At 57.9% G+C, this 22,632-nt stretch carries 26 protein-coding genes and 1 tRNA gene; 7 read left to right on the top strand and 20 right to left on the bottom strand.

The window, feature by feature from the left end:
• Positions 1-110: 110 nt before the first annotated feature.
• Positions 111-923, bottom strand: coding sequence for a MipA/OmpV family protein (locus ASE80_RS28305; RefSeq protein ID WP_056861815.1), 813 nt, complete (start codon positions 921-923; stop codon positions 111-113).
• A gap of 218 nt (positions 924-1,141) precedes the next feature.
• On the opposite strand from ASE80_RS28305, the gene ASE80_RS28300 reads away from it, so the two are divergent.
• From ASE80_RS28300 to ASE80_RS28285, 3 genes are all read left to right on the top strand, one after another.
• Entirely contained in the window at positions 1,142-1,831 is a 690-nt protein-coding gene (locus tag ASE80_RS28300; protein ID WP_056861814.1) for a response regulator, read from the top strand.
• A gap of 5 nt (positions 1,832-1,836) precedes the next feature.
• The gene (locus tag ASE80_RS28295; RefSeq protein WP_056861813.1) at positions 1,837-3,012 is read left to right on the top strand and encodes a sensor histidine kinase; all 1,176 of its coding nucleotides are present in this window, start codon (positions 1,837-1,839) and stop codon (positions 3,010-3,012) included.
• A 592-nt stretch (positions 3,013-3,604) separates the two neighbouring features.
• A complete protein-coding gene (locus tag ASE80_RS28285) occupies positions 3,605-3,814 on the top strand; it encodes a hypothetical protein (protein WP_056861811.1) in 210 nt (69 codons plus the stop codon).
• Positions 3,815-3,817: 3 nt separating this feature from the next.
• On the opposite strand, the gene umuC is transcribed toward ASE80_RS28285, so the two are convergent.
• From umuC to ASE80_RS28270, 3 genes are all read right to left on the bottom strand, one after another.
• Positions 3,818-5,092 (bottom strand): translesion error-prone DNA polymerase V subunit UmuC, encoded by a 1,275-nt coding sequence (gene umuC, locus ASE80_RS28280; protein WP_056861810.1) that lies wholly within the window; start codon positions 5,090-5,092, stop codon positions 3,818-3,820.
• Positions 5,085-5,510, bottom strand: a complete 426-nt coding sequence (locus ASE80_RS28275; RefSeq protein ID WP_056861809.1) for a LexA family protein — start codon at positions 5,508-5,510, stop codon at positions 5,085-5,087. The genes umuC and ASE80_RS28275 overlap by 8 nt, the downstream gene beginning before the upstream one ends.
• A 96-nt stretch (positions 5,511-5,606) precedes the next feature.
• Positions 5,607-5,816, bottom strand: coding sequence for a hypothetical protein (locus tag ASE80_RS28270; protein WP_056861808.1), 210 nt, complete (start codon positions 5,814-5,816; stop codon positions 5,607-5,609).
• 83 nt (positions 5,817-5,899) lie between these two features.
• Here ASE80_RS28270 and ASE80_RS28265 point away from each other — a divergent pair, with 83 nt between their 5' ends.
• Together ASE80_RS28265 and ASE80_RS28260 are read left to right on the top strand one after the other, a co-directional pair.
• Positions 5,900-6,580, top strand: coding sequence for an SOS response-associated peptidase (locus ASE80_RS28265; RefSeq protein ID WP_056861807.1), 681 nt, complete (start codon positions 5,900-5,902; stop codon positions 6,578-6,580).
• A gap of 53 nt (positions 6,581-6,633) precedes the next feature.
• Positions 6,634-6,704: transfer RNA gene (locus ASE80_RS28260), tRNA-Ser, on the top strand.
• Positions 6,705-6,760: 56 nt separating this feature from the next.
• Here the strand turns inward: ASE80_RS28260 and ASE80_RS28255 are convergent.
• From ASE80_RS28255 to ASE80_RS28220, 9 genes are all read right to left on the bottom strand, one after another.
• Complete coding sequence (locus ASE80_RS28255) at positions 6,761-7,297, bottom strand: lysis system i-spanin subunit Rz (RefSeq protein WP_056861806.1); 537 nt, start codon at positions 7,295-7,297, stop codon at positions 6,761-6,763.
• Positions 7,294-7,827: a glycoside hydrolase family 19 protein gene (locus ASE80_RS28250; RefSeq protein WP_056861805.1), complete on the bottom strand. Its 534-nt coding sequence runs from the start codon at positions 7,825-7,827 to the stop codon at positions 7,294-7,296. The genes ASE80_RS28255 and ASE80_RS28250 overlap by 4 nt, the downstream gene beginning before the upstream one ends.
• Before the next feature lie 58 nt (positions 7,828-7,885).
• On the bottom strand, positions 7,886-8,272 hold the full coding sequence (locus ASE80_RS28245) for a hypothetical protein (RefSeq protein WP_056861804.1): 387 nt from the start codon (positions 8,270-8,272) through the stop codon (positions 7,886-7,888).
• A 2-nt stretch (positions 8,273-8,274) separates the two neighbouring features.
• The gene (locus tag ASE80_RS28240) at positions 8,275-8,775 is read right to left on the bottom strand and encodes a hypothetical protein (protein ID WP_056861803.1); all 501 of its coding nucleotides are present in this window, start codon (positions 8,773-8,775) and stop codon (positions 8,275-8,277) included.
• 74 nt (positions 8,776-8,849) lie between these two features.
• Positions 8,850-9,488 carry a hypothetical protein gene (locus ASE80_RS30550; protein ID WP_082463693.1) on the bottom strand — a complete coding sequence of 213 codons (639 nt, stop codon included), beginning with the start codon at positions 9,486-9,488 and terminating at the stop codon, positions 8,850-8,852.
• Positions 9,489-9,837: 349 nt separating this feature from the next.
• Entirely contained in the window at positions 9,838-13,671 is a 3,834-nt protein-coding gene (gene gpJ, locus ASE80_RS28235; protein WP_056861802.1) for a TipJ family phage tail tip protein, read from the bottom strand.
• A gap of 59 nt (positions 13,672-13,730) precedes the next feature.
• On the bottom strand, positions 13,731-14,324 hold the full coding sequence (locus tag ASE80_RS28230; RefSeq protein WP_056861801.1) for a tail assembly protein: 594 nt from the start codon (positions 14,322-14,324) through the stop codon (positions 13,731-13,733).
• A gap of 55 nt (positions 14,325-14,379) precedes the next feature.
• Entirely contained in the window at positions 14,380-14,802 is a 423-nt protein-coding gene (locus ASE80_RS28225) for a hypothetical protein (protein WP_056861800.1), read from the bottom strand.
• An 8-nt stretch (positions 14,803-14,810) separates the two neighbouring features.
• Complete coding sequence (locus tag ASE80_RS28220) at positions 14,811-15,080, bottom strand: hypothetical protein (protein ID WP_236708874.1); 270 nt, start codon at positions 15,078-15,080, stop codon at positions 14,811-14,813.
• Between the two features lie 616 nt (positions 15,081-15,696).
• Between ASE80_RS28220 and ASE80_RS28215 the strand changes: the two genes are divergently transcribed.
• Positions 15,697-16,257 (top strand): fasciclin domain-containing protein, encoded by a 561-nt coding sequence (locus ASE80_RS28215; RefSeq protein ID WP_056861798.1) that lies wholly within the window; start codon positions 15,697-15,699, stop codon positions 16,255-16,257.
• 198 nt (positions 16,258-16,455) lie between these two features.
• Positions 16,456-16,692, top strand: coding sequence for a hypothetical protein (locus tag ASE80_RS31590; protein WP_056861797.1), 237 nt, complete (start codon positions 16,456-16,458; stop codon positions 16,690-16,692).
• On the opposite strand, the gene ASE80_RS28205 is transcribed toward ASE80_RS31590, so the two are convergent.
• From ASE80_RS28205 to ASE80_RS28175, 7 genes are read right to left on the bottom strand one after another with little or no spacing between them, the layout of a single operon-like run.
• Positions 16,685-16,945, bottom strand: coding sequence for a hypothetical protein (locus tag ASE80_RS28205; RefSeq protein ID WP_056861796.1), 261 nt, complete (start codon positions 16,943-16,945; stop codon positions 16,685-16,687). The two genes, ASE80_RS31590 and ASE80_RS28205, sit on opposite strands and share 8 nt — an antisense overlap.
• 25 nt (positions 16,946-16,970) lie before the next feature.
• On the bottom strand, positions 16,971-17,735 hold the full coding sequence (locus ASE80_RS28200; RefSeq protein WP_056861795.1) for a C40 family peptidase: 765 nt from the start codon (positions 17,733-17,735) through the stop codon (positions 16,971-16,973).
• 2 nt (positions 17,736-17,737) lie between these two features.
• The gene (locus ASE80_RS28195; RefSeq protein WP_056861794.1) at positions 17,738-18,490 is read right to left on the bottom strand and encodes a phage minor tail protein L; all 753 of its coding nucleotides are present in this window, start codon (positions 18,488-18,490) and stop codon (positions 17,738-17,740) included.
• 11 nt (positions 18,491-18,501) lie between these two features.
• Positions 18,502-18,840, bottom strand: coding sequence for a phage tail protein (locus ASE80_RS28190; protein ID WP_056861793.1), 339 nt, complete (start codon positions 18,838-18,840; stop codon positions 18,502-18,504).
• Between the two features lie 3 nt (positions 18,841-18,843).
• A complete protein-coding gene (locus ASE80_RS28185) occupies positions 18,844-21,903 on the bottom strand; it encodes a phage tail tape measure protein (RefSeq protein ID WP_056861792.1) in 3,060 nt (1,019 codons plus the stop codon).
• A gap of 27 nt (positions 21,904-21,930) precedes the next feature.
• Positions 21,931-22,233, bottom strand: coding sequence for a DUF1799 domain-containing protein (locus tag ASE80_RS28180; RefSeq protein ID WP_056861791.1), 303 nt, complete (start codon positions 22,231-22,233; stop codon positions 21,931-21,933).
• Between the two features lie 17 nt (positions 22,234-22,250).
• Positions 22,251-22,631 carry a phage tail assembly chaperone gene (locus ASE80_RS28175; protein ID WP_056861790.1) on the bottom strand — a complete coding sequence of 127 codons (381 nt, stop codon included), beginning with the start codon at positions 22,629-22,631 and terminating at the stop codon, positions 22,251-22,253.
• Position 22,632 lies beyond the last annotated feature (1 nt).

The following is a 22,632-nucleotide window of genomic DNA, read 5'->3' as shown; positions in this document are numbered from 1 at the left end:
TGTTCACCCGGATGGGTAGAACCTTGCGCGGTCCGAAAAGCCATTCGCTCAGAGTCAGAATCTGCCCCTGGGATAGTTCATCTGGCGCCTGCATACCTGGGATCTTGTTGTTAGAAGGTGTAGTTGATTGCAAACAGGCCCAGGCCTGAGCTTCGGTGTCTTACCAGCGGGCTGTCGCTGGCCTGGTCGTCGTATTGAGTCACCGTCAGGCTGGCCAGCGTTGACCAGTTCGTATCCAGGGTATGCTGCCAGTTCAAGCTGGCGGAATAAGCATAGATCCCAGCGTCTGCGGAGTATTTGCTGTAGATCGAGCGTTGGCTCTGTGCCTGTGTGACCCCGAAGAAAGTCTGGTTGTAGCGGCTGTCGCCTGCATGGGCGTCCACGGCCAGACTCAGGGTGTCGCGGCCTGTGTGCAACAGGATGCCTTCCAGGCCAAATCGGTAACGGTTGCCACGGTGTTCGCCGGCCATGCGTATGTCGGCTTCAGCGTTGACCGACAGCCAGTCAAGCAGTTGTTGACTGAGGGTAAAGTTGGCGACGGTTGCGCCGTTGATATCGCCCATACCTCTGAGCTCGTCGCCGCCGGGGCTGGTTGTGGTGTCCCGCTGCTTGCGGCCCAGGTCGTAATTGATCGCCGCGCTGGTGCCGAAACCACTGTCGGATTGAAATTGCAGGCCCACGCCGCGAGTGGTGTCGGCAAACAACGCTCCGTGCTGGATGCTGAGCATCGGAAGTACGAGCGGACGATAGCGGTCAGCGCCCATGTAGCGAGGCGTGCCCCCCATGCCAAGGCCCAGGGTAATGGTGGTTTCATCGGCTGCCGGGCTGGCGTCGGCCGCGTAAGCCTGGGGCGCGAGCGCGAAGCACATCAGCGTGGCGGCGCCCAATAGGACCTTGCGGGTAGGGGGAGCGGTGAAGTTCATGGTCAAGCCCTTTGTGCAAAAGAAGACAGCAGTGCGCCCGCCGGCGAGCGATACGGCGCCTCTCCCTTATCGAGCTGTTCAGGCACGTTGATAGGCTTGGACAGCGATACAGTGGTCGGCATAGGATCGGCTCGCGAAAGCGGGCGTAGGGCAATACTGGCAGCACACTTTCAATAAACCGTTCGTAAATTATCAAGATTTCATCAAGAGGCTTCTTTGTGTCAGGAAAACGTATTCTCATCGTCGAAGACGACGCCGACAGCGCCAGCATTCTTGAAGCCTACTTGCTCCGGGATGGCTATGAGGTGGCCCTGGCCGAAGACGGCCAGCGCGGGCTCGACCTGCACAAAAGCTGGCAGCCCGACCTTATCTTGCTCGACGTGATGCTGCCGCGTTTGAGTGGTACCGAGGTGTTGTCGGCCGTACGCCGCAGCAGTGACACGCCGGTGATCATGGTAACGGCCATGGGTGACGAACCGGAAAAGCTGGGTGCCTTGCGCTATGGCGCGGACGACTATGTGGTCAAGCCTTACAGTCCGCGCGAAGTAGTGGCGCGGGTGCACGCAGTGTTGCGGCGCACCACCGGCAACCAACCGGTGGAACACTTACTTCGCCATGAAAACCTGCGAGTGGATCTTGTCGCCTTTACCGCGGCCATCGAGCAAGGCGATGAACCACCGGAATGGCTGGACCTGACCCCAACGGAGTTCAAGCTACTGGTGACGTTGCTCAAGACGCCGTCCAAGGCCTTCACCCGCGATGAGTTACTGGAAATCTGCCTGCCGGAAAGCGAAGCCCTGGCCCGCGTCGTCGACACCCACGTGCACAACCTGCGCCGCAAGCTGGAAACCCATGGCATCACCGGCGTACTGGTAACGGTGCGCTCTATCGGCTATCGATTCAGGTAACTCACATGCTTGAGCAACCGCAGGTCAACGACAAACCGATGTGGCGCTGGATCGGCCTACGCATGAGCCTGCTGGCAATTGGCGCGGTGGTAGTGATCTCTGTGTGCATGTGGATCAACGTCACACTGTCGGATTGGTATTTTGTGCAGCATCTTCCGCCGGGGCCACGCGATGAGTTGCTGGCGCTGCGTGCCGAGCCAGGGCTCAATGAGGCACGCTTGCGTCAATTGGTTGCCCAGTACTATCCGCTGGCCTATTTCCAGCCGGCTATCGCCAATCGCGACTGGCTGATACTGATCGGCCTGGTGCTGGCCGCGATCCCCACCATCATAGCCTGCGGCCTGTGGTTTTCGCGGCCATTGTCCAGCCAGTTCTCTGCGATTGCCCAGGGAGCCCGGCGGGTCGCCGGCGGTGATTTCCTTACGCGCCTGCCTGTGCACCGCGATACCCCCGACGAGCTGCGACGACTGGTCAGCGACTTCAACAGCATGACCATGCGACTGGAGCGCTATGAACGCGATGTGCGTGAATCCAGCGCGGTCATTGCCCACGAATTGCGCACGCCATTGAACGCCGCCATGGGGCGCGTGCAGGGTATGCTCGATGAGGTGTTCCCCAGCGATGCCACGCAGTTGGGCATGGTCAAACGTCAGCTCGATCAACTCAGAAAACTGGTGGATGACCTGCATCTGTTATCGATGGCCCGTGCTGGCCGGATGGTGCTGGAGCGCAGCGAGTTTTCTCTGGGCGCTCTGGTGGCGGAGCGGTTGGCCTGGTTCCAGCCACAGTTGGATGAGGCTTGCGTGCGAACGCAGGTCAGTATTCCCGATGGGCTTCGAATGCACGCCGATCGTGATCGCCTGGGCCAGGTGATCAACATTCTGGTCGATAACTTGCTGCGCTATGCGGCTGGGGGAGGCGAGTTGAATATGACGGCGCGCAGGGTTAACGGTTCGGTGGTGATTGAAGTCGGTGACCGAGGGCCAGGTATCGAAGCCCAGCATCTGGACAGCGTGTTCGACCGCTTCTGGCGGGCAGAACGATCCAGGGCACGTTACTCAGGGGGGAGCGGGCTAGGCTTGTCCATCGCCCGTGCGATCTGCCAGGCCCATGGCGGTACCATTACTGCCCGCAATCTGGCCGAAGGCGGTACGCTGATCAGGACGGAGGTTCCTGTGTAGGCGTTTCTTCCTTGCCTTGCAACCGGCGCTCAAGGCGGTGAAGTCGTAATGATCGTAGAGCCGGAAAACTGCCAAGGCTAACAGGGCCTTGCGTGATCAGGGGTGAAGTAATTTCAACGAGAATATCTCGTTGCTGCCGACCGGCAGGAACATGCTATAGCTGGCGTCCCTGCCATTGGCGATGATGTCTCGGGAAGGTGTACTGGGCGGACACTTAGGTCGCGTCGCTTGCGGCTGGCTGTTTCGCTACAAGATCATTGGCAGCTTGGACATCCCAGCGCATGACCAAACGTCATTCGCCGGTGCTGTAGGTAGCCTGGTTGCTGACAAGGGAGAAATACGTGATCTCTCAGGTCCGATTTTCATGGACATGCTTCACATGCTGACATAGCTCGCGGGACCACTTTTGGCCGGAAGCAGTTCACCGCCTACGACGGCTTTGGGCCGGTTACAGCCCATAGCGACCGGCAGCTACTGGCCGATTCCAGCCCTTCGTGGGGGGTAGGTCTGGGACGAGAGCGTACACTTATAACTTTGGAGCAGGCGACCAAACTTCTGCTGCTCCGCTGTTCACTTTACCAGAGGAACGCCGATGCCAAACTCAGATCTGATCCCTTCCCTGCTCTCGAAGCTTTACGAAAACCAGCTGGCCCTTGAAGCGTCCATCATCGAGATATCGAATTGGGTTGAGCAGCGCGGCTCGGCCGACGTGGCTGAGAACGTTCGAGGTGCCCTAAATACCATCGACAAGAATGAAGAGTTCATCAAGCTGACCTTGGCGGTACTAATGGCACCCGAGTAATCACTACTTGCAAGCCACTGACCAGAGCTGGTCCAGCTTGGTGGTGTAGCTCTGGCTCATCATCTCCCGGCGCATCCCCCAGTCGGGGTTCGTCGGCACACTGGCCGAACGTAACGTTCCCCTTCCCCACCGGTCATTGATCTGGTCCAGCACCGTCATGACTCTTGTTGCCTCTGCTGGCTGCGATATCGCGAACAGATCGTCGGTGTACTCGCCTGGCTGGCAAAGGTTCAGCAGCATCACTTCGGCCTTGCTGTAGTTGAAGCCAGGCCGAAAAATGCGGTCGAGCGCATCGACGGCCGCCTTTGTTAGCAATCTCACGTCGTCTGTTGGATATGGCATATCCACCACCACCCCATTCGCATACTTCGCTTCCTCCGGGTTGAACATCCCGGTGCGGATGCAGACTCGGACCTTTTTGCATAGCGAGTTCTGAGCTCGAAGCTTTTCCGAGGCTCTCATCATGTAGGTGGCCACCGCCTCTTGGATGGGTGCCAACTCTGTCAGCCGCTTGCCGAACATCCGGCTGCAGCAAATTTCCTGCTTCGGAGGGTCTGGCTCGTCCAGTTCGAGGCACGATGTACCCGCAAGCTCCCGCGCCGTTTTCTCGATAACAACACTGAATTTCTTGCGGAGCGTCCACGGATCCGCCTTGGCCAAGTCCATAGCGGACTTGATGCCCAGAGCGTCGAGGTGGAGCTTCATTTTTCGGCCAACGCCCCACACCTCAGAAACATCGGTGTTGCGAAGAACCCAGTCTCGCTTGACCGGATCAGTGATGTTTACCACACCACCGGTCTGCGCTTGAAGGCGCTTCGCGGTGTGATTCGCGAGCTTGGCCAGGGTCTTCGTATTGGCTATGCCGACGCCTACAGGGATCCCCGTGCATCGAAGCACCTGGGCCCGGATCTGCCGCCCGAGTGCATCAAGCCCAACAATGCCTGTGAGATCGGCAAAGGCTTCGTCGATGCTGTAGATCTCGACAGCGGGCACCATGCTTTCGATCAGTGTCATAACTCGCTCACTCATGTCCCCATACAGGGCGTAATTTGAGGAAAACGGGACAATGCCGTGCTGCTTGAGCTTGTGCTTGATCTGGAAATACGGCTCGCCCATCTTGATGAAAGGCTTTGCATCGTAGCTGCGGGCGATCACACAGCCGTCGTTGTTGCTTAGGACTACGATCGGCGTCTTGGCCAGATCGGGGCGAAATACGCGCTCACAGCTGGCGTAAAAGCTATTGCAATCGATCAGTGCAAAAACTGGCGAGTTAGACATGACTGCGGACTGTACTTGTGATCACGCCCCAAATCGAAAGCTCGTCACCCTCTAGGACATAGCGCGCCGGGTACTTAGGGTTTTCGGATAACAGGATGACTTCCTTGCCGCGCTTGCAGAGGCGTTTGCACACGGGGTCGTTGTTCAGCAGCGCTACTACTATGTGCCCGTGGGCCGGCTCAATAGATCGGTCTACGACCGCCAGGTCACCTTCAAAAATACCCGCGCCCTGCATGCTCTCGCCAGTGATGGCTATCAGATAGACGTGCGGAGCCCTGATATTTAAGACCTCATCCAATGAGATGTGCTGCTCGATGTGATCGGCCGCCGGCGATGGAAAGCCGGCGGGTACCCGAAAAGAGCAAAAGGGCAGCTTCGTGCCACCCTCGGCAATAGGACCTAAAATTGAGAAGCTCATGATGCAGCCTTTTACACATACTGTACGAATGTACAGTTAATAACGCAGACGGCTTGCGGTCAATTTGGTGTAGGAGATATCTGACAAGCGGGCGCGTCAGTCCAATTCAACTGCGTACGCGGCGACGGCCTCTTCGGTCAGTTCGCGCCACTCGCCGCTGTCGATTGCGCCGCGCTCTTTCATGTCGTCAGCCAACGCCAGGCGCCTCTCGTAACGCTCCTCCGGTGTTGCTGAGTTGAAGTCCTGATCGTTGCGTAGGGAAAACCACGCCTCCATCGCGTTGATCTGATCGATGTTTATTGTCATGACGAATACCGGGGGCCAGTGTCTACAGTGTAGAGATTGGCCTGGCCCCGGCTGTTCATTGGGGCCGACGAGCGGAGACGACTATGTGTGGAAGGATTTCCCAATACAGCGGCATTCACGACTTCGTTGCAGCGCTGAGCATGCCCAATGCTCTGGCGAATTCCGTCGGTGAATTGCCGCTCGAGCGCTACAACGTCGCCCCGACAACCCAGGTCGCCCTGCTCCACCTGCAGGGTGAACTGCTGTACGCGGACATGGTGCGATGGGGATGGCGCCCGCACTGGGCCAAAGATCGCGCCGCGCCGATCAATGCTCGCGTCGAGAAGGTGGCCCACGGCCCGTTCTTCCGCGCGATCTGGCCACACCGGGCAATCACACCCGTCGATAACTGGTTTGAGTGGGTGGACGAAGGCGGGCCGAAGAAACAGCCCTACCTGATCCGCCGGCAGGATGGCGCGCCGGTGCTGTGCGCCGCCATTGGCCAACTACCCGACAGCGATAAAGGCCCGGGTGAGCATGACGGCTTCGTGATCATAACCGCAGACAGCGCCGGCGGCATGGTGGACATCCACGACCGGCGGCCCGTGGTGCTGACACCGGACCTGGCCCGGGAATGGTTGGACCCGGCCACGCCCAAGGAGCGTGCCGAACAGATGGTGCTGCACCAGGGAGAGCCCTACGAGGTTTTCGAGTGGTTCAAGGTCGACACGGCCGTGGGCAGCGTGAGGAATCAAGGTATAAATTTGATTGCAAAAAATGTTTGACATCAGCGATTTCACTTTCTTATAGTTTCAGAACTCCGTCTTGCACGGTAAATGGGGGCTTAGCTCAGTCGGTAGAGCGGCGGTTTTGAAATCCGCGCGTCGGGGGTTCGATTCCCTCAGTCCATTCAGAAGCCCTGGCTAAATGCCGGGGCTTCGCTTTTTCAAGTCAGAGGTTTGTGCTTACGGCGCGGGACCTATAGTCCTGACGTACGCCTGGCACGCCCGCAGCGCGATCACTGCGTTATCCCCATCGTCGGTGATGGCGATAATTCGTTGCGCATGCGCTGGGTCAAGTTGGGCTCGACGGGCTGCATGAACCACGCCGACGGCGCCGGGGGTGGTAGGCACGTCGCAGCCACTGGCTGAATCCGTGGCGGCGAGAAGGACTGACAACCGCACGTCAGCAGTAGAAAGGCGATCACGCAGCAGAGCCTGGTTGCGCTGGGCATCGGATAATTCCTTTGTGTGTTGTTGGTCCAGGGTGGCGAGCTGACGCTCGGTGGCCAAGCGTTTGTCTTGCTCGGCCTGCTGCTGACGCCAGGCCTCGCCGGTGATTGCGTCGAGGTCTTTCTGGTGCGCGTCACCTTGCTCGGTGAGCTGCTCGGCGAGTTGCTTGCCAAGTCGCCAATCCTGAACCTGCCAGGTGGCGACGGCTGTACCGGCCATCAGCACCAGGACCAGCAACACCAGGCCACCCAGCTTCTGCACCGGCGTCATGCCAGCACCTTCAGCGCCCTGTCGTACAGCGCCTGACGGTCGGCCTGGCCGGTGAGCCCGCCATTGATGCGCCGGGTGATCTTCGCGAAGTCCTTCTGGTCTGCCAGCGTGTTCAGCCCACGCGTGGACCAGAACCACGCCGCCGACATTGCTGCGTGCTGTGGCTGCTCGAGCAGTTCAGGTTGGTTGATCAGGTCGAGGCCCAGGGCTTCACCGCACCCAGCATAGTTCGCCCGGCCGGTGATCTGGATCAGGCCACGGCCACAGAACTTGGAGCCATCCCCCTTCACGGTGTTGCCCAGGTCAGCACGGCCTTCGTATCCGGACTGCTGCGCCGTCGGCCCCCAGATCTCGCGCACATAGCGTAACTGGCCAGACTCATGCCCGACCTGGGCGATGAACGCAGACACACGCAGAGTGCCGACAATGCCGTAACGTCCCATGGCCGTATTCAGCACAGGAACAAAAACGCCGGCTTGGCGGCCGGCGTTGGGGAGGATCTGCAGCAGCTGCTGCTCGGTGATCGGCATGCTTTTCTCCAGGCGAAAAAAAACCGCTCGAGGCGGCATCGTTTGAACGGTGAAGTGATTAGGCTTCGGCGCCCCCTACGGGCGGCTGAGCATCTTCCGTGGATTCGGGCACCTCAATAGGCGGCATCGGTACGACGGGCGCATCGGGCACCAGGATGTGTAGCGTGATCATGTGCTTTAGGTCATACGGTTTGTCGTCCTTGGTCACCACCACCGTCAGCACGCCTTCCTCGAACTGAATATCCACGTCTGCCCGACTGTCGACCTGGTTCACCGTGTAGCCCCATCCATCATCAATCGGTGGGAACGGCACCATGCCCAGGCATCCGGTGATCTGGTACACCCCGGCCGATATTCGCGAAGACGCGATAACACCCGCGCCTGCGGTCACAAAGTCATAGGTCGCACCAGTGGCGCCGAGTACGTTGATTGCTGCTCTTGCCATGATCAAATCGCCTTCAGGGTGCCGTCGGCGGCACGGGTGGTGTTAAGTGTTGTGTAGAGCTTTGCTACCTTCCACTGCCCGCCTTGTGAGGGGTTGGTGATGGACACATCGTAAATATCACCTTCGGTGGTGAACTGGAGCATGTGGCGCCATTCTGCATTCTGGCCCTGGATACCAATTGCCAGCCCGTACGGCGAAACAGCGCCCGGGGCATTTGATCCGTTAATGGGGAAATACTGCCCCATCTCAAAGGACCGGCCTGTCATATTATAAAGATTAGTGACAGTGGGCGCCGCGGCAGGAAGTCCCGAAAGACCACTCGTTCCTACGGCCATGACCTGGCCGGGTGCAGTCCCAATATTGGCATTAGCAGCCGATCCCAGTAGAGCGTTTCTCGCATACAACTCAGTGGTCATTGCATTGATTTTTACTGCGGTGCTGCGAGTTGTATCCCCGCCAGCACCCGTTGGTGCCGTGCCGATGTTAATTTCCTGTCTTGGCATAAATCTCTCCAGGCAATACAAACCGCTCAAGGCGGCATAGTTGTTTGGTGCGTAATTCCAATGCTTACCAACGTCTAAGCAATCGGCTTGGCAAACAATATAGGCAGAAAAAGCGCGTCAGTTCTGAAATCGCCAAGATTAGAAAGAGTAGCTAAAATTCTATTATTTGTATAATCACAACTGCAAGATAGCTTCGACCAAGAACTTTGGCCTGGAAGGTCCATCGCAATATTGTTGATCAGCATATAATCGCCAGAACTCAAGCTAGCAGGTGTCGAATACACATATATCCATATACCGGGTGACGGATTGGTAAGAGACAATAACGACCATGTTGTGGCAACTAATGTGAATTGAGCGCATGGCGTTCCGTTGTCAAATAAAAGCTTTGAGGCTCCATCCCATAGCCTTAGCCCATAGCTTGCTGTTTCTTTTGATTCATAGGCGGCCAAGAAGTATGTACCCGGCGCGTTTGCTGGGTTTGAATTAGAAAACCCTGTCCAGTTCCCCGGAGTCCCAATAAGCCTCACATACTGAAATGACGAGTTGTTGTCAGGCCTTACAAAAATAAGAGGCGGCTCTTGAGAGGTGATCGGGGCTGGGAAAAATGCACCTGCATTGTATCTAGCAGAGTACAAAATCACTAACCTCGAAAACTCTGAATCCAAGGTAACAACGTCAGAAACGTTGGAGAATTTTAAACCGTAGGTCATTACCTATACCTCATCACCAAAAGCCTTTGTGTTCCAACCCCGAAAGATATTGATGTAGGCATATTTCGATTTGTAAACCAAACCACAACTCCACCTTGCACAACCTGAGCATCGAACTGCGAGTTCCTGGCATCCTGACCACTGGGGTCGCCAGTGAAAGAAATATTAGGAACGCACACTGCTATATAGCTGGATGGATTTACCTCGGGTATTGATATTGTGACATTCCTTGTCACATTGGGCCGCTCAACATTTCTTGTTACAAGAGCTGAATAAACAACCCTTACAGTGAACGAGTTCTCATCAAGCTGCAAGGCTCCATTAGCCCCCCATATTCTAATCCCATTAGTCATTCGGTTAGATCTCCGATTTGAACCCGCTTAACTCCGTTTACATCCCAGAATCGCAGCGACCGGTTTGTTATGACGGAACGCCCCTGACCGGCGACGATGCCGTTAATTTCAAACGTACCATCGAAGTTCAGCCTCCAACCAATAAGGCCAGGGTCGTAGTTGTTGGACTGGATAAAGCTACCGATCTTGGCGTTTGTAATCGACGCATCTTGGATGAACGCCGATTTTATGAAGGTCTGCCCCCCCTGCACCGCGAACGGCACAGTTCCGGCCTGGCCAATGGCGAACCGGTCGGCGTCAATGATGAACTGCGACTGCAAGCCACCAGGGCCATTTTCCAGGCCCAGGCCGATCCCGGCATACTTGTAGAGGCCGGTCCCGGTGTCGTACTGCATGCGCACCGACCAGTTGGCCGTGACCTTCCCGTTGACCGTTTGAATTGCAGTGGCGTTGGTCTGGATGGCGAGCGTGTTTCCGCCCACCGTCGTCTGGACTGTATCGATGCGCTGCCCAAGCGCTTGGTCGGCGTTCGTCCTGGCCGTGATCTCGCCTTGCACTGCGGAAGCGTTGGACGACGTCTGAGCACTTACCGTGTCTATCCGTGTTGCGAGCGCTCCGTCGGCGCTCACCCTTGCAGTTTGTTCGGATAGTACGGCGGCCTCGTTTGCAGCTGCTCTAACCTCTACAGCATCCGTTCGCTGGCCCTGCACCAGGTCGCCCTCGATGAGAGCTGACTGGGTAGACCAGACGCCTACATAAGCCGCCTCCGACCCCATCAGCGCAGTGTCATCGCCCTGAAGCGGAGGGTTCACCTGCAGATAGATGCCGTCTACCCGCTGCGCTGTGGTGGTGACTTTACCGTCGAGCGTGGTCACCGAAGCCTTAAGCGTGCTCAGTCCTGTAGCCGTGGCTTGCACGCCAGTCACCGGATCATTCACCGTAGCTCGAACGGTGTTTAGTTGCTGAGCCTGGGCGCTGATGTCCTGTCCATGCTGGTTGATCGTCGCCGAGTTCTGCTGAACCTGTGTGACCAGCGCGTTAACCGTCTGAGTTACCGTGCCGATATCGGTCCAGTATGTCGCGTTTGGCGGCGGGTTGTTCGCCGGCACCGGGCCGTTTGCCTGGTACAGGTGCTGGCCCTGGCGCACGATATCGTTCAGCACATATGCCTTCGACGGAACGTACTCCAAGGCGTCGACAATTTGATCGATCAACCCCTCGAGCTCTTCCTTGGCGGCGTCGATGCGAACATTTACTGATCCGGGTCCACTGCCATCGATGAGATCGATCCGCGCATTCAGCGTCTGGCCCAAGTGCGTCTTGTCGATTTGCCCCTTGATCTGCTCAAGGATTGGCCCCGCATCCGAGCTGGATTGGCCCATCACGCCATTAACCACTGGAAAGAACGGCCCGATGTTGCCGGAACGGTCCACCAGGCGCGCCCAGAAGAACAGCGTGGCGCCCGCCTGCAGCTGTTGCATACGATAGCCGGCCTGCGGATAAGCCAGGTCGGCCAGCTTGCTTGCAGCTGGCAGGCTGTTTGCCGGTCCATACCACAGCTCGGTGCGCTGAGTGTCCTCTGCACCAGGTGGAAAACCCCACTTGATGCTGATGCCGAACAACTCGCTGGTGGTGGTCAGGAACGACACCGCCGGCGGCAAGCCTTCCTTACCTTTTAGGTTGGTCAGGTTGGAGCTTTTCCAGATCGAAGAAATCTCAAAGGCGCTCACCGAACGAACACGGGCCAAGTAGGCGCCCGAATAGATGCCGGTGACGTCCACGCTCGTCGAGCCGGTGCGCTGCACCTTGATCCAGTTGCCGCTATCCTTGCGCCACTCCACGTCATACGCGACCGCGCCTGCGACAGCGGGCCACGAAATGTTCATGGTGCTGATCGCGATACCCTGATTCACGGCGTAGCTCGACGTCAGCGTGACACTGGCCGGCGTCGGAACTACGGTGATAGGGATAACACTGATCGGCCTTTCTTCCAGGCGCGCGCCGGTGTCGATGTGTGCAAACTTGCTCGGGTCGTACTGCACGGCCGATATCTCGAACACGCCAGGCTCTGGCCGGGCTACGCTCACCACACGGTAAAGTGGGATGGCCAAGTCGTCGGCATCCAGCGCCCACACCAGTTCAGGTTCGGGCGTCACGGAATAAGCCACGGTCACCGTGACTTTCCGACCGCTCACCAGTTGCACGGTCCGCCCCTCACACTTGCCGTTTGGCAGGTTGAGGATGAGCCGGTCGCCGGGCTTGGCCTGGGTGTCGCGGTCCAGGGTAATGACCTTGCCATTCACCGCCGAGATACGCCCACCCACTGGCCGACCTGCCAGCAGCTCGTCAGCGATAGGGATCACGTACCCAGGCAGCGGGATTCGACCGTCGAGGCCTACCTTGAAGGTGACGGCCCGGTCCTTAGAGTTTGTGAGCAGCGCCCACTTACCCCGGCGCTGGGCCTCGGATTCGCGCGTGCAGCCAACCGCACTGATCTCCAGCGGGTTGTCGCCGTAGCGCCGCTGCAGCTTCTGGTCGGTCACAGCAGTGACGTCTGTGTCGTAGTTGTTCAGCGGGTTGTCGTAGCTAATCAACGCCCTGGTGTAGCGAGTGCGCTCCGACGCGCTGGAGTAAATGAACGGCTGTCGCCCCTCGGTGATGACATTCGCGCCGGTATAGGCGAAGTCAAAGTCAGTGGCACGCGGCATGTCCGCCAAGGTGAACACTTGGCCCTGAGCCCAGTAGGTCATGCCCCGGTAAATGGCGGAGATGTCACGCAGCAGAGACCAGGCATCGGCCTTACTCTGCAAGTTCAGATTGCAGATGAAGCGCGGCTCCATACCGCCCTTCCCGTCCGGCACCAACTGATCGCAGTACTGCGAGATCCGGTAAAGCTCCCACTTGTCGACCATCCAAGGCTTTATGCGGCGGCCAAGGCCAAAGCGGTCGTTGGTGGTAATTCCGAGCGTCGCCCAGGTCGGATTGTTGGTGTAGGCCTCCTTGAAGGTACCATCCCACACGCCGCTGTATGTGCGCGATGCGGGATCATAGTTGCTCGGTACTGACCATTTTCGAGCCTTGCAGCCCACTGTTACCGTCGGAATACTGCGAAATTGTTCAGCAGAAAACTCGATGTAGAGTATTGCGGTGTTCGGGTAACGGATCTTCGCGTCGATCACCTCGGTGAAGCCGGCGATCTGCATGATGTCGGAGAATTTGGCCGGGCTGTTTTTGTTGACAGTCAGTCGCGTGATTCGCATCAGCCAGCCCGTGTTCGCTTTGGGCAGATCAACACGGCGAGTGCGCTCGTATAGGCTGGTAGTTTTGCCGTCGACAGCCTCGCTCAATACCTGCTGGTAGGCACCACCATCAGTGGCCAACTCAACTTTATACTCAATGCGGTACCCGTTGATGTTGTTGCTGGCATCGACCGACTGGAGTGCCGGCCACGCAAAGCGAACACGCACGGCGGAAAGCTGGGTGTTACTGATGGACTTGACCCACGGAGTACCGCTGCGCAGCTCGGTGCCGATTGTGGTCTCGTTCTCGATTGAGGGGATGCCCTGGATATAAGTCTGGTCGACCGCACCAGTGCGCCACTCCCACTTCACGTTCGGGAAGTTCATGTTGCCTTGTGGATCTTGCAACGGGGTGTTGTCGAGGTAAATGTCCTTGGCGGTCGGCGTACCTTCGAACTCACCCTCCCCTATAGCGATCAACATTTTGGCGATGGCAACGGAGCGCAGGCTATCCGGGGCCTCAGTTGGCGTTTTGGGCTTCTCTTCGCCGCCCTTGGCGCCGTGGATACCAATCTTGAGTGCTGCGCCCATGCTTTTCTCCAGGCAATAAAAAACCGCCTCATGGGCGGCTGCGGTGCTTCAGGTATTGGCTACATCTGGTCTTCGGCGTAGATGGCGGCACTGATAATTGCCCCACCCCAGCGGCGCTCGCCAATGCAGAGCGGTACCGGGTTACCAGATGCCGTGGTGTTCTTGGCGCTGCCGAAGGCATAGCCGGGGGTGTTCTCTGGCGAGGCGCTGGTTTTGAGCCCGCCAGCTTGTGGACTGAGCATTTGGATCACGCCGCCAGCGACCAATCCGATGCCTGCTCCAATTAACGGGGTGCCGAACGGAGTTGCCGAGAAAATAACGCCCACAACAATCAGGATCGCGCCGACGATGGTCTGAAGGACCCCGCCGCGCTTGCTCCCCACCACTACAGGAGCAATCCGAATGTCGCCGGCGCCGCTGTAGCTCAACTCTTTCTCGCCGATGTTGCGCTTATCTCGAAAGACTGCGAACTCCAGACCTCGCGATTTGGCGTTCGACAGGAAGCGCTCAAATCCGGGAATCTGGATGCACAGAGCCTTAATCGCCTCGGCAGGCGATTTAACCGCAAGCATGAATGACTTCCCGAACTGACGTAGCTGCCCGTGCAGGCGAATGGTTGTCATTGGTTGGTAGTTGATCGCTGACGCCTGCATCTTTTTCTCCGTGCAATAAAAAACCGCCCGTAGGCGGCTTTATGATTTTCGTTTTTCAGTTGTAGTCGACATATGGGCCGATGTAGAAGCCGCCTATATCACCGCTGATCCTGTACAGACTTTCCTTCCCGGGATGCACGGTCGCCGCAATCGTACGGATCGCCGCTCCAGCACATAGGCCAGACCCTGCCAGGCCGGCGCCGAGATTTGGCGATCCCGGCGGAAGGTAAAAGGTAGCGCGCTGACCAGTACCAATTTTCGCGGCCTTGCGCCCATCTACATAGACGACGATATCGCAGCCCGAACCGACGGCGCCGGAGTCGCGCACAACCGTAATTTTCCCACTTTCGCCAGATGGCTTGGACTGGAAGGCATAAACCTCATCCGCCGGCACCGGCTTTGCGTCGCGCACTGAAATTGCCGTGGAGGCGCATCCCGCCAGCATCGCCACCGCTACCGCCGCTATCAAAATCCGCATGCTTGCTCCTAAAAAATTGAACCGCCGAAAGTGAAGAACTTGAACGAGATTTTATCGTCATCCACATCTCTCATTTCATAGCGAATTCTGTCGAGCCCATTATCTACTCGAAAGGCTTCAAGGTGCATGAATTGGGTCAGGCCACCACCGAATCCGTTCACCTCAAGAGCGCTGACATCATGAAAAACTAGCGACACCGCATCCGAACCTGACTCATCGGCAGACAGCACCAACTCCAAATCGTATTTGAAGTCGTTGAATTTGATGTCGATTGACATAACACAGTCCTGCTCTCGCAGCAGATCGTTCAAGCGATCAAGCCTATCCATGTGTCAGCCCGCCCGGGATAAATTTCGGCGTCACATACATATCGTTCGCTCTTTGGTTTGGCGGGGCTGTAGCACTGAGGAACAGCTGCAAAAAGCCCAGCCCAGCGCGGCGCTGGGCATCAATGGCTTCTATTGCCGCGGAGTCACGCGAATCTCAGTAATATCGCACCCGGGACTCTGATTAGCTGCCTGAATGTGAGCCAAACTATTAGCCTCTGACTGGGATGATGCTTTGACCTCAAATCCCCTACTGCCGGTGGCTCCATCGGAGCGCCTCTTCCAGCTGTAACGCACACCGTAATAATTCATTCTGTCACTCCTTGGCTGTTCACGCGTTAAAGACCCCTACTCCGACCGCAACACCTGCAGCGGATGGCAGAACATCATACTGAGTCCTGGCCGGGCATCCAGCGTGGATGGAATGCCAGTGAAAGCGACCGACGGGTCTGAACCGGCAAGCGATGCGCTTAAAAAGTTATTTCTTGAAAAGGTGCATCCACTTTGATCGTTGGCTCGTAGATTCAATACCCTCACTCGGAGGGCATTAGAGCCAAGGAGATACATCATGCACGCCTTTTACAAAAAAATTGCTGCTGCAGCCTGCTTCGCGATTCTCTCCGTTACTGCGACTCTTAGCATTGCTGCCGACACTGTAATGGTCGGAGGCGCAGCGATGTACCCAAGCAAAACCATCGTGGAGAACGCAGTCAATTCAAAAGACCACACGACACTCGTAGCGGCAGTCAAAGCTGCCGGCCTGGTTGACACACTCAACAGCAAAGGTCCTTTCACCGTATTCGCTCCTACAAACGAAGCCTTTGCTAAGCTGCCAGCAGGCACCGTTGATACTCTGGTCAAGCCTGAGCACAAAGCCGACCTGACTAAAATTCTGACCTACCATGTAGTTGCTGGCACTCATACATCAGCACAGCTGATGGCCGACGCCAAGAAGAATGGCGGAACCGTTGTATTGAAAACAGTTCAGGGTGAGTCTCTGAATATCAAGCTGCACGACGGCAAGCTTTGGGTGGTAGATGCCCAAGGCGGTAAGGCTAGCATCAGCATCGCAGACGTTATGCAGTCCAACGGCGTGATCCACGTTGTCGACTCGGTCTTGATGCCTTAAACGCTATTTACTCCCGGCAGACGCAGAGTTTGCCGGGTATTGGGGCCTGCACAGACATCCCAGTTACTCCGATCTCAAGGTCCAGAAATATCGTAGGCACTGCTTTACACGAATCCAAAACCAGCTGTACGAATCCCCAGTAACGCCCGCTCCGCAATCAGCAGTAGCTTTTGGCCTTCACCTAACCAAGGAATGGACATGTCGATCAGAAGTCTCTCAAGGAACCTGCCCCCCGATCCAGACAACAAGGGCTGGGTATTGGGCTGGGCTGTTTTAAAGGACCGACCTTCCCCTTGGCATCTCGTCGATGTCTACCACAGCAAAGTCGTAGCCGAGGCTGAGGCCGCAAGATTGAATGATGGATACATTGTCGAGTATGGGTCCCACAAGCTTGGCTCAGATGATTTTATAGGGGGTCTTACTCCGCCTAAGTGAGCTCAGAGCCGTAGCGCGCTTGAAAACTAATCCGGCCCGGCCCTGCTGATACAAGCGCCGCATGAAGCCCTGACTTGCCATGGTAGCTGCGGCTGTAGCCACCTTCGCTCTGGCACTTGCCGGTGAATTTCACACGATCAACTTCGACTCCATCATCCAGAATGGCGACCACGGCGTCAGCGCCGCAAATGCCGCCTTCGGTGACGGTGAAAAGGTCGTGAATGGACAACCTGTAGCGCTGCGAGGCTTGCATGATCTTCTCCTACGGCCCTGCCGCTTCATGTTGGTTGTTTTGCGTCTTTGTGCCTGAGGATCAGGCGTGTCCGGTCATGCCAGGGCCCGCCGTAGACGATGATCTCGGACGGCCTGCCATACAGGTGGTGCAGCAGGAAAGGTCCCGGGCCGAAAACATCTGAATCCTCACCAGGCAATGACGAATTGGTGCCGAGGTAAATACCTGCGTGGTTCGGGTGAACTGTCCGGCCAGCCTGCATAACGATCATGTCACCGCGCTGCGGCTGGTCGACGCGTACAAAACCGGCCGCCTCGTAGCGATGCTCGTACAGGCTCTCGTTCTCCGCGCTCTCCCACCAGCCGTCGGTGCGCTGGAAAGTTTCGAATTCAAGGCCCCACTCACGTTGATACCAGTCAGCGCAGACCTGCCAGCAGTCCCATGCACCGTGTACAAACGGGCGCTTGAGCATCGGCGTGCTGCCCGTGGGCGTGATCGTGCGCATGTCGCCCTCGGGCCAGGACAAAATGTGCCAGGGCAAAACCGTGGCTTCGCACATGGCCAGGTCGTGCGGTGACGGCCTGCTGGTGGCGTCCGGGTGCGAGTGAACGATGCCGATCACCTCGCCCAAGTCTTCCGCCGCAGCGTAGTCCTCCGGATCAAGCCGAAACTCTTCGTTCGGCTCCGTGGCGATGTTCCGGCACGGAACGTATTTCTGCGCTCGGCCCACGGACAGCAGCAGGCCGCAGCACTCGCGCGGATACTCAGATGCCGCGTGCGCCTGGATAGCCGCAATGATGTGCTTGCGCATGGTCAGCTCCGGGCAATGAGAGAGACGGCAGGGAATCCACCGAAGGAAAGTTCGTTGTTCTCGCCGAAGCGCAACTTGCAGGACGACAGGCAGCCCTTGCACTGGTCCAGGGCAGAGTCATCCGTGGGGTTATCCTCGTCGTCGAACATGGCCGCGCCGGTGTAGCCGCAGTCAGGCCCCCGGTAGCCGTTGGTCATGGCCCAGTGGCAGAACGTCGTCATTTGGCGCCCGGGTAGCCCGTGGTTATCGATCTCGCCCGGGGACGACAGATCCCAGACCACCGCTTCCCCGTCCTCGCTGGTTTTCTGGTCGATGTACCAGATCTCCAACCCTTCCTGAGTCGGATCGGCCGTTGGGTTGCCCTCAGGAAAGTTGGCCGCATCCAGGTACTGGGCCAGGGTCTCGCGAACAGTCAGCTTGAATTTCAGCAGGTCCTCGAAGGCCAGGCACAACGCAGTGACGCGCCCGTTGATGTTGCCGGCGGCGAACGTCGGCCTGGTGGCCGTGCCGTCGCTATTGGACCCGATACCCTCAATCTGCACCGGCCACGCCGCGTATTCAGCGCCCTGCCACCAAATTGACTTGGCCGGCAGATCCTCCTCCGAGTGCTCGTAGGCCAACAGTTCCTCGGGCGTGTGCGGGATGGCGTGACCGTGGAAGCGCAGGTAATCCGCGCCGTATTCAGTCCCGTCAATTTCGAACAGGCGAATTTCGGCGCCGGGCTCCAGTTTCTGGATGTCCGTGATTAGTGCCATGGGTGTTTATCTCAGGGGTGAAAGGTTTGTTCGAAGGTCGCGGTAATGGCGTAGACCTGGCCGCCGCGGTGCACGGGCTTGTAGCCGTTGCACTTGTAGAGACCAAGCTCGCCAAGGGGCGGCGTCCAGAGAAAGCCTCTTGCCCCTTTGTGCCGGTCGAGGAACTTCCTGATTTCCAGGACACTGGATGCCATACCGGTGAAGGTCACCGGCCAAGATTCCGACAGGTTGTTGATCCCGTCCTCGACAGACTGGGCGTACCCATCGCCAAACTGCTTGGTCCGGACGCGCTGAGTAATTTCACCCTCCGCGCCCTTCTCTGTTGCCCAAGTAAATCGCTCAATCGCCATGAATCATCCCTTCACGTTGCGGCGGCTTACACCACCCTGTCGCCAAGACTTGGCAATTTCTTCGACTGCAACCTGCCGGGTGCGAGTCTCCATGTTGCGCTGGAAGGTCTCGGCGTCGAACTCAGCACCATCAGGCCGACCGGCTTCCTGATCGCCCAGGATGATCGGCATGCTGAGACTCAGATTTACACCACCGCCTCCGGCGCCCATGGCAACAACGCCTAGCTTCCCGCTGGAAGTCCTGGCCAGCGGCATAATGGCCTCTTCCCCCGCCTCTCCCATGACCCCGGTCTTGCCGTTGGCCATTCCAAATGCGGCGGGCTTGCTGACGATGGAATTAGTGAAAGCGCCGCCGTCGGCGAACATCTGCACACCGCCCGACCAGGCGCCACCCTTGGCCTGCGGAAAGTACGAGCCGGAATAGCCGCCTGCAGATGCACCAAGATTCGACGACGCGGCACCGGCAGATCCGGCCGCCAAGCCGTTGCCACGGGCGGCGCTACCACCGAAGTAGCTTGCCGCTGCGCCCACCAGACTTCCCAGCAATGCCGAACTGGCTTGGCGTGTGGCAATGCGTGCCATGTCCGCCAGGATCGACTTGGTAAAGTCAGCGAACGACGCTTTGCCTGATAAGGCGAAGTTAACCAGCGAGTCTTCCATTGAGCTGAAAGCGTTGCCGAATAGGCTTTTCGTCTGGCCGGCTATGTTGCGCGCCGAATCCAAATAGTTGTCCCAAGCCGCTGTCGCGCCTTTGGTCCAATCTCCCTGGGCGTTCTCCACATCCGCGTAGTTCTGCCGGATCTGGTCAGTGGCGGCCTTGTTCGCGTCGGCGAGCGCCTGCGACTTACGCTTGAACTCTTCCTCCGACATATTCCGCGATGGGTCGGACTTCTGGTTGGCCAGCTCCAGCGACTGCTGAGCAAACCGGTCTTGCTGGCTGTTCAGCTCTCCGCTGAGTGCGTTCTGGCGGTCACCCTGACCCACGCCGAGAACCGCGCGCTGGCCGGCGAGCTTCAGAGCTCGCTGTTGCTGCCCCAGAGCCTGCACGTAGGTGCTGATCGCGCGCTCTTGCTTGGCCAGGCGCCCGGTCTCGTTGGTCGCTAGGACTTCAAGCTGGCTGTCAGCGTCTTTCTGCGCTTTGACCATCCCCGCGCGCGCGTCAGCGATCTTCTGGTCCAGCTGGATGCTTTGCGCGGCCGATGTGGTCTTCTTGCCCTTGGCAGCCTCCAGCGCCAAAATCTCGGCCTCGTAGGCTGCCGTTACCTGGTCGCGTTCGTTGCCGATGAGAGCTTGGCGCCGTAGCAGGTAATCGGCCTCGGAAAGCAGGCCGGCCTTTTGTGCCGCGTCCAGTTCCTTCTGATAGTTTTTGTAGGTGTCGGTGATCGCCGCCAGGTCGTTCTTGGCGTTGTTGAAACTGGTTAAGTCGACCTGGGAACCGGCGGCCTTCTGGTCTTTGAACTTGTCGTTGATATTGGCGATGTTTTTGTCGACCGTTGCCTGAGCCAGGCGAGGATCGTTCGGCGCTACCTTGCGGATATCGTCGAGTTGTTTCTTGTAGTCCTTGAGGGCGTCGGCGCGTTTCTGCTCATTCGTCCATGACGATTTAGTCAAAGCATCGATTTTAGCCATCGACGACACGGCTTCGCCTTGGGCCTTGGCCTGGTCACCCTCCCACTTGGCGATATCGGCTTGGGCCGCCTTCTCATCTTCCAGCATGTTTAGGCGGTCTTGCCGAAACTCAATCAGCGCGTCTTTGGACTTTTTGTTTTGGAACAACCCGTCCATGTTTTGCGCTTCAAGCAGGTCCGCCTTCGCGCTTTCAATATCCGCGTTGATGTCGCGACGACCAATATTCTTGATCCCGTCGGCGGCGCGCGCCACGGCGTTGTAAGCCTTTTCCCAAAGACTGAGGTTTGCCAGAATCTTCGGAGTGCGCTCATTGATCGCATCAGCGTAGGCATCGGTCGCGAGCTTTACGGCGCCGGCGTGATCGCCTTGCTTCTCAAGGGCCACGATTTGCGAGTAAACCGAGGCAGTCAGGTAGTGATACTGCTCGTTTAGCGCAGCGGACGCCTTGACGGGGTCGTCTGCCAGCTTGGAGAACTCCCCGACTGTCTCACTCACAGCTTTGCCAGTCGCTTCCTGCATCGACACGGCGGCCTGAGTGATCTCGGTAAAGCTCGCACCTGCGATCTTCCCGTTGTCAGCCAGCAGAGCCAGGACAGAGGCTGCTTGCCCCGTAGAGCCGACAGTAGCGCTGACCTGGCGCGCCATATCGCCGAGCTGTCCGGCACTGACGCCTGCGTAGTTGCCGGTGAGGATCAGCGACTTGTTGTATTTGTCGGTTTCGGCCCTGCCCTGAACAAATCCATAAGCGAGTGCGCCGACCGCTGCTACAGCAAGCCCAATAGGCGCGGCCATGGCTGCGATGCGAACGGCCGAGGCGCCGGCATTGGTCCCGAGTTCCAGAACGTTATGTGCCGCTACACGAATGTTTCCTTCAGCCAGAGCATTGCCGAGCTGAACCACGTTCTGCCTGGCGGACTTGGTGTTCAGTCCAAGGCCCGCAAACGCCGAACTCGTCTTGTCGATCTCGGCATACTTGCCATCGATCTTCTTTAGGGCCTGGTTGTATTGCTCTTGGTTGATACGTCCGGCATCCAGATGTTTGCCCAGTTGCTCTACCTGGGTATCCAGCTTGGCCAGGGCCGCGCGAGCCGGGTCGATGGCACCCAACAGACTGTTCAAGGCCTTCTGTTCATCCATGGCCGACTTGGCCAATGCAACTTGCTGCTTGTCGAGCTGCGCGGAGATCTTCGCCGCCTCGGCCTCGCCATAGGCGCCGGTCTTGGTCAGCTTGGAGAGCGCGTCACGCTGCTTTGCCAGGTCCTGCGTGGTTTTGGCGTTGGTAGAAAGCGACTTCTCCAGTGCCTGCATTTCGTTCATCAGCGAAACGGCGGACTGCTCGGCCCGGCCGCCAGCCTTCGCCATTTCATCCAGGCTCGTTTTTGCCTGGATTGCATCGGCCGAGTCGATCTTGACGCCGAGTTCTGCAATGTTCATCGACTCACCTTGAATAAGTGCCCGTGGTTACGGGCTGTTTTCCCTTTCCTCCGCCATAACGCGCAGGGCTTCGCCTTCCAGCACCTGAAGGTCAGGGAAGATTTCAGCGAGTTTCTTTTTCTTGATGCCGAGGAAGCCGGCCACGTCGCGAATGCTGCTGTAGTCGAGGCCGATCGCGCCGCCCGTTCCTGCTCGCCACTGAGTAGACATGCGGTTGAATAAGAAGAAGGCCGGCCAAAGGCACGGCCAAACCTCAAACTCCTCTTCCATGTCTTCGACATCCCAGCCAAAGGCGGCAAGCTGCTCCGCATCAGGAGGAGGCTCATACAGGGCTCGGGCGGCGCGGATCAGTTTCCCGTGCGAGCCTTAGCGAAAGCTGATTGGTACGCGTCGACGACAGCCTCTGTCGTTCCGTGACAGGAGGTCACAAGCGCCTTGATGCTTTCGTCATCAAACTTGTCGTCAAACTCCCAGCCGACGACCAGATCCTTAATCTGCTGCATCTGATTTTCGGTATCGGCGGCAACAATTTCCGACACCTTTGGATTTTCACCAAACCGCTCAGCACCATCACTGCGCCGCTGATTCCATTCATCGAACAACGCAGCCAACTCGATTCGGTTTCGATACTTGAAGGTGAATTGAACCTTCACCGGATCCTGGCCAACTACCGGAATCATCACCGCCCCGAGAAACGTTGGCGATTGGGCAATCTTGAATTTCGCCATG

This window comes from Pseudomonas sp. Leaf15, from assembly GCF_001421425.1.
Lineage (GTDB): Bacteria > Pseudomonadota > Gammaproteobacteria > Pseudomonadales > Pseudomonadaceae > Aquipseudomonas > Aquipseudomonas salomonii.
Note: the sequence above shows the minus strand (reverse complement) of the source record. Positions and strands in the feature narration are given on the sequence as shown.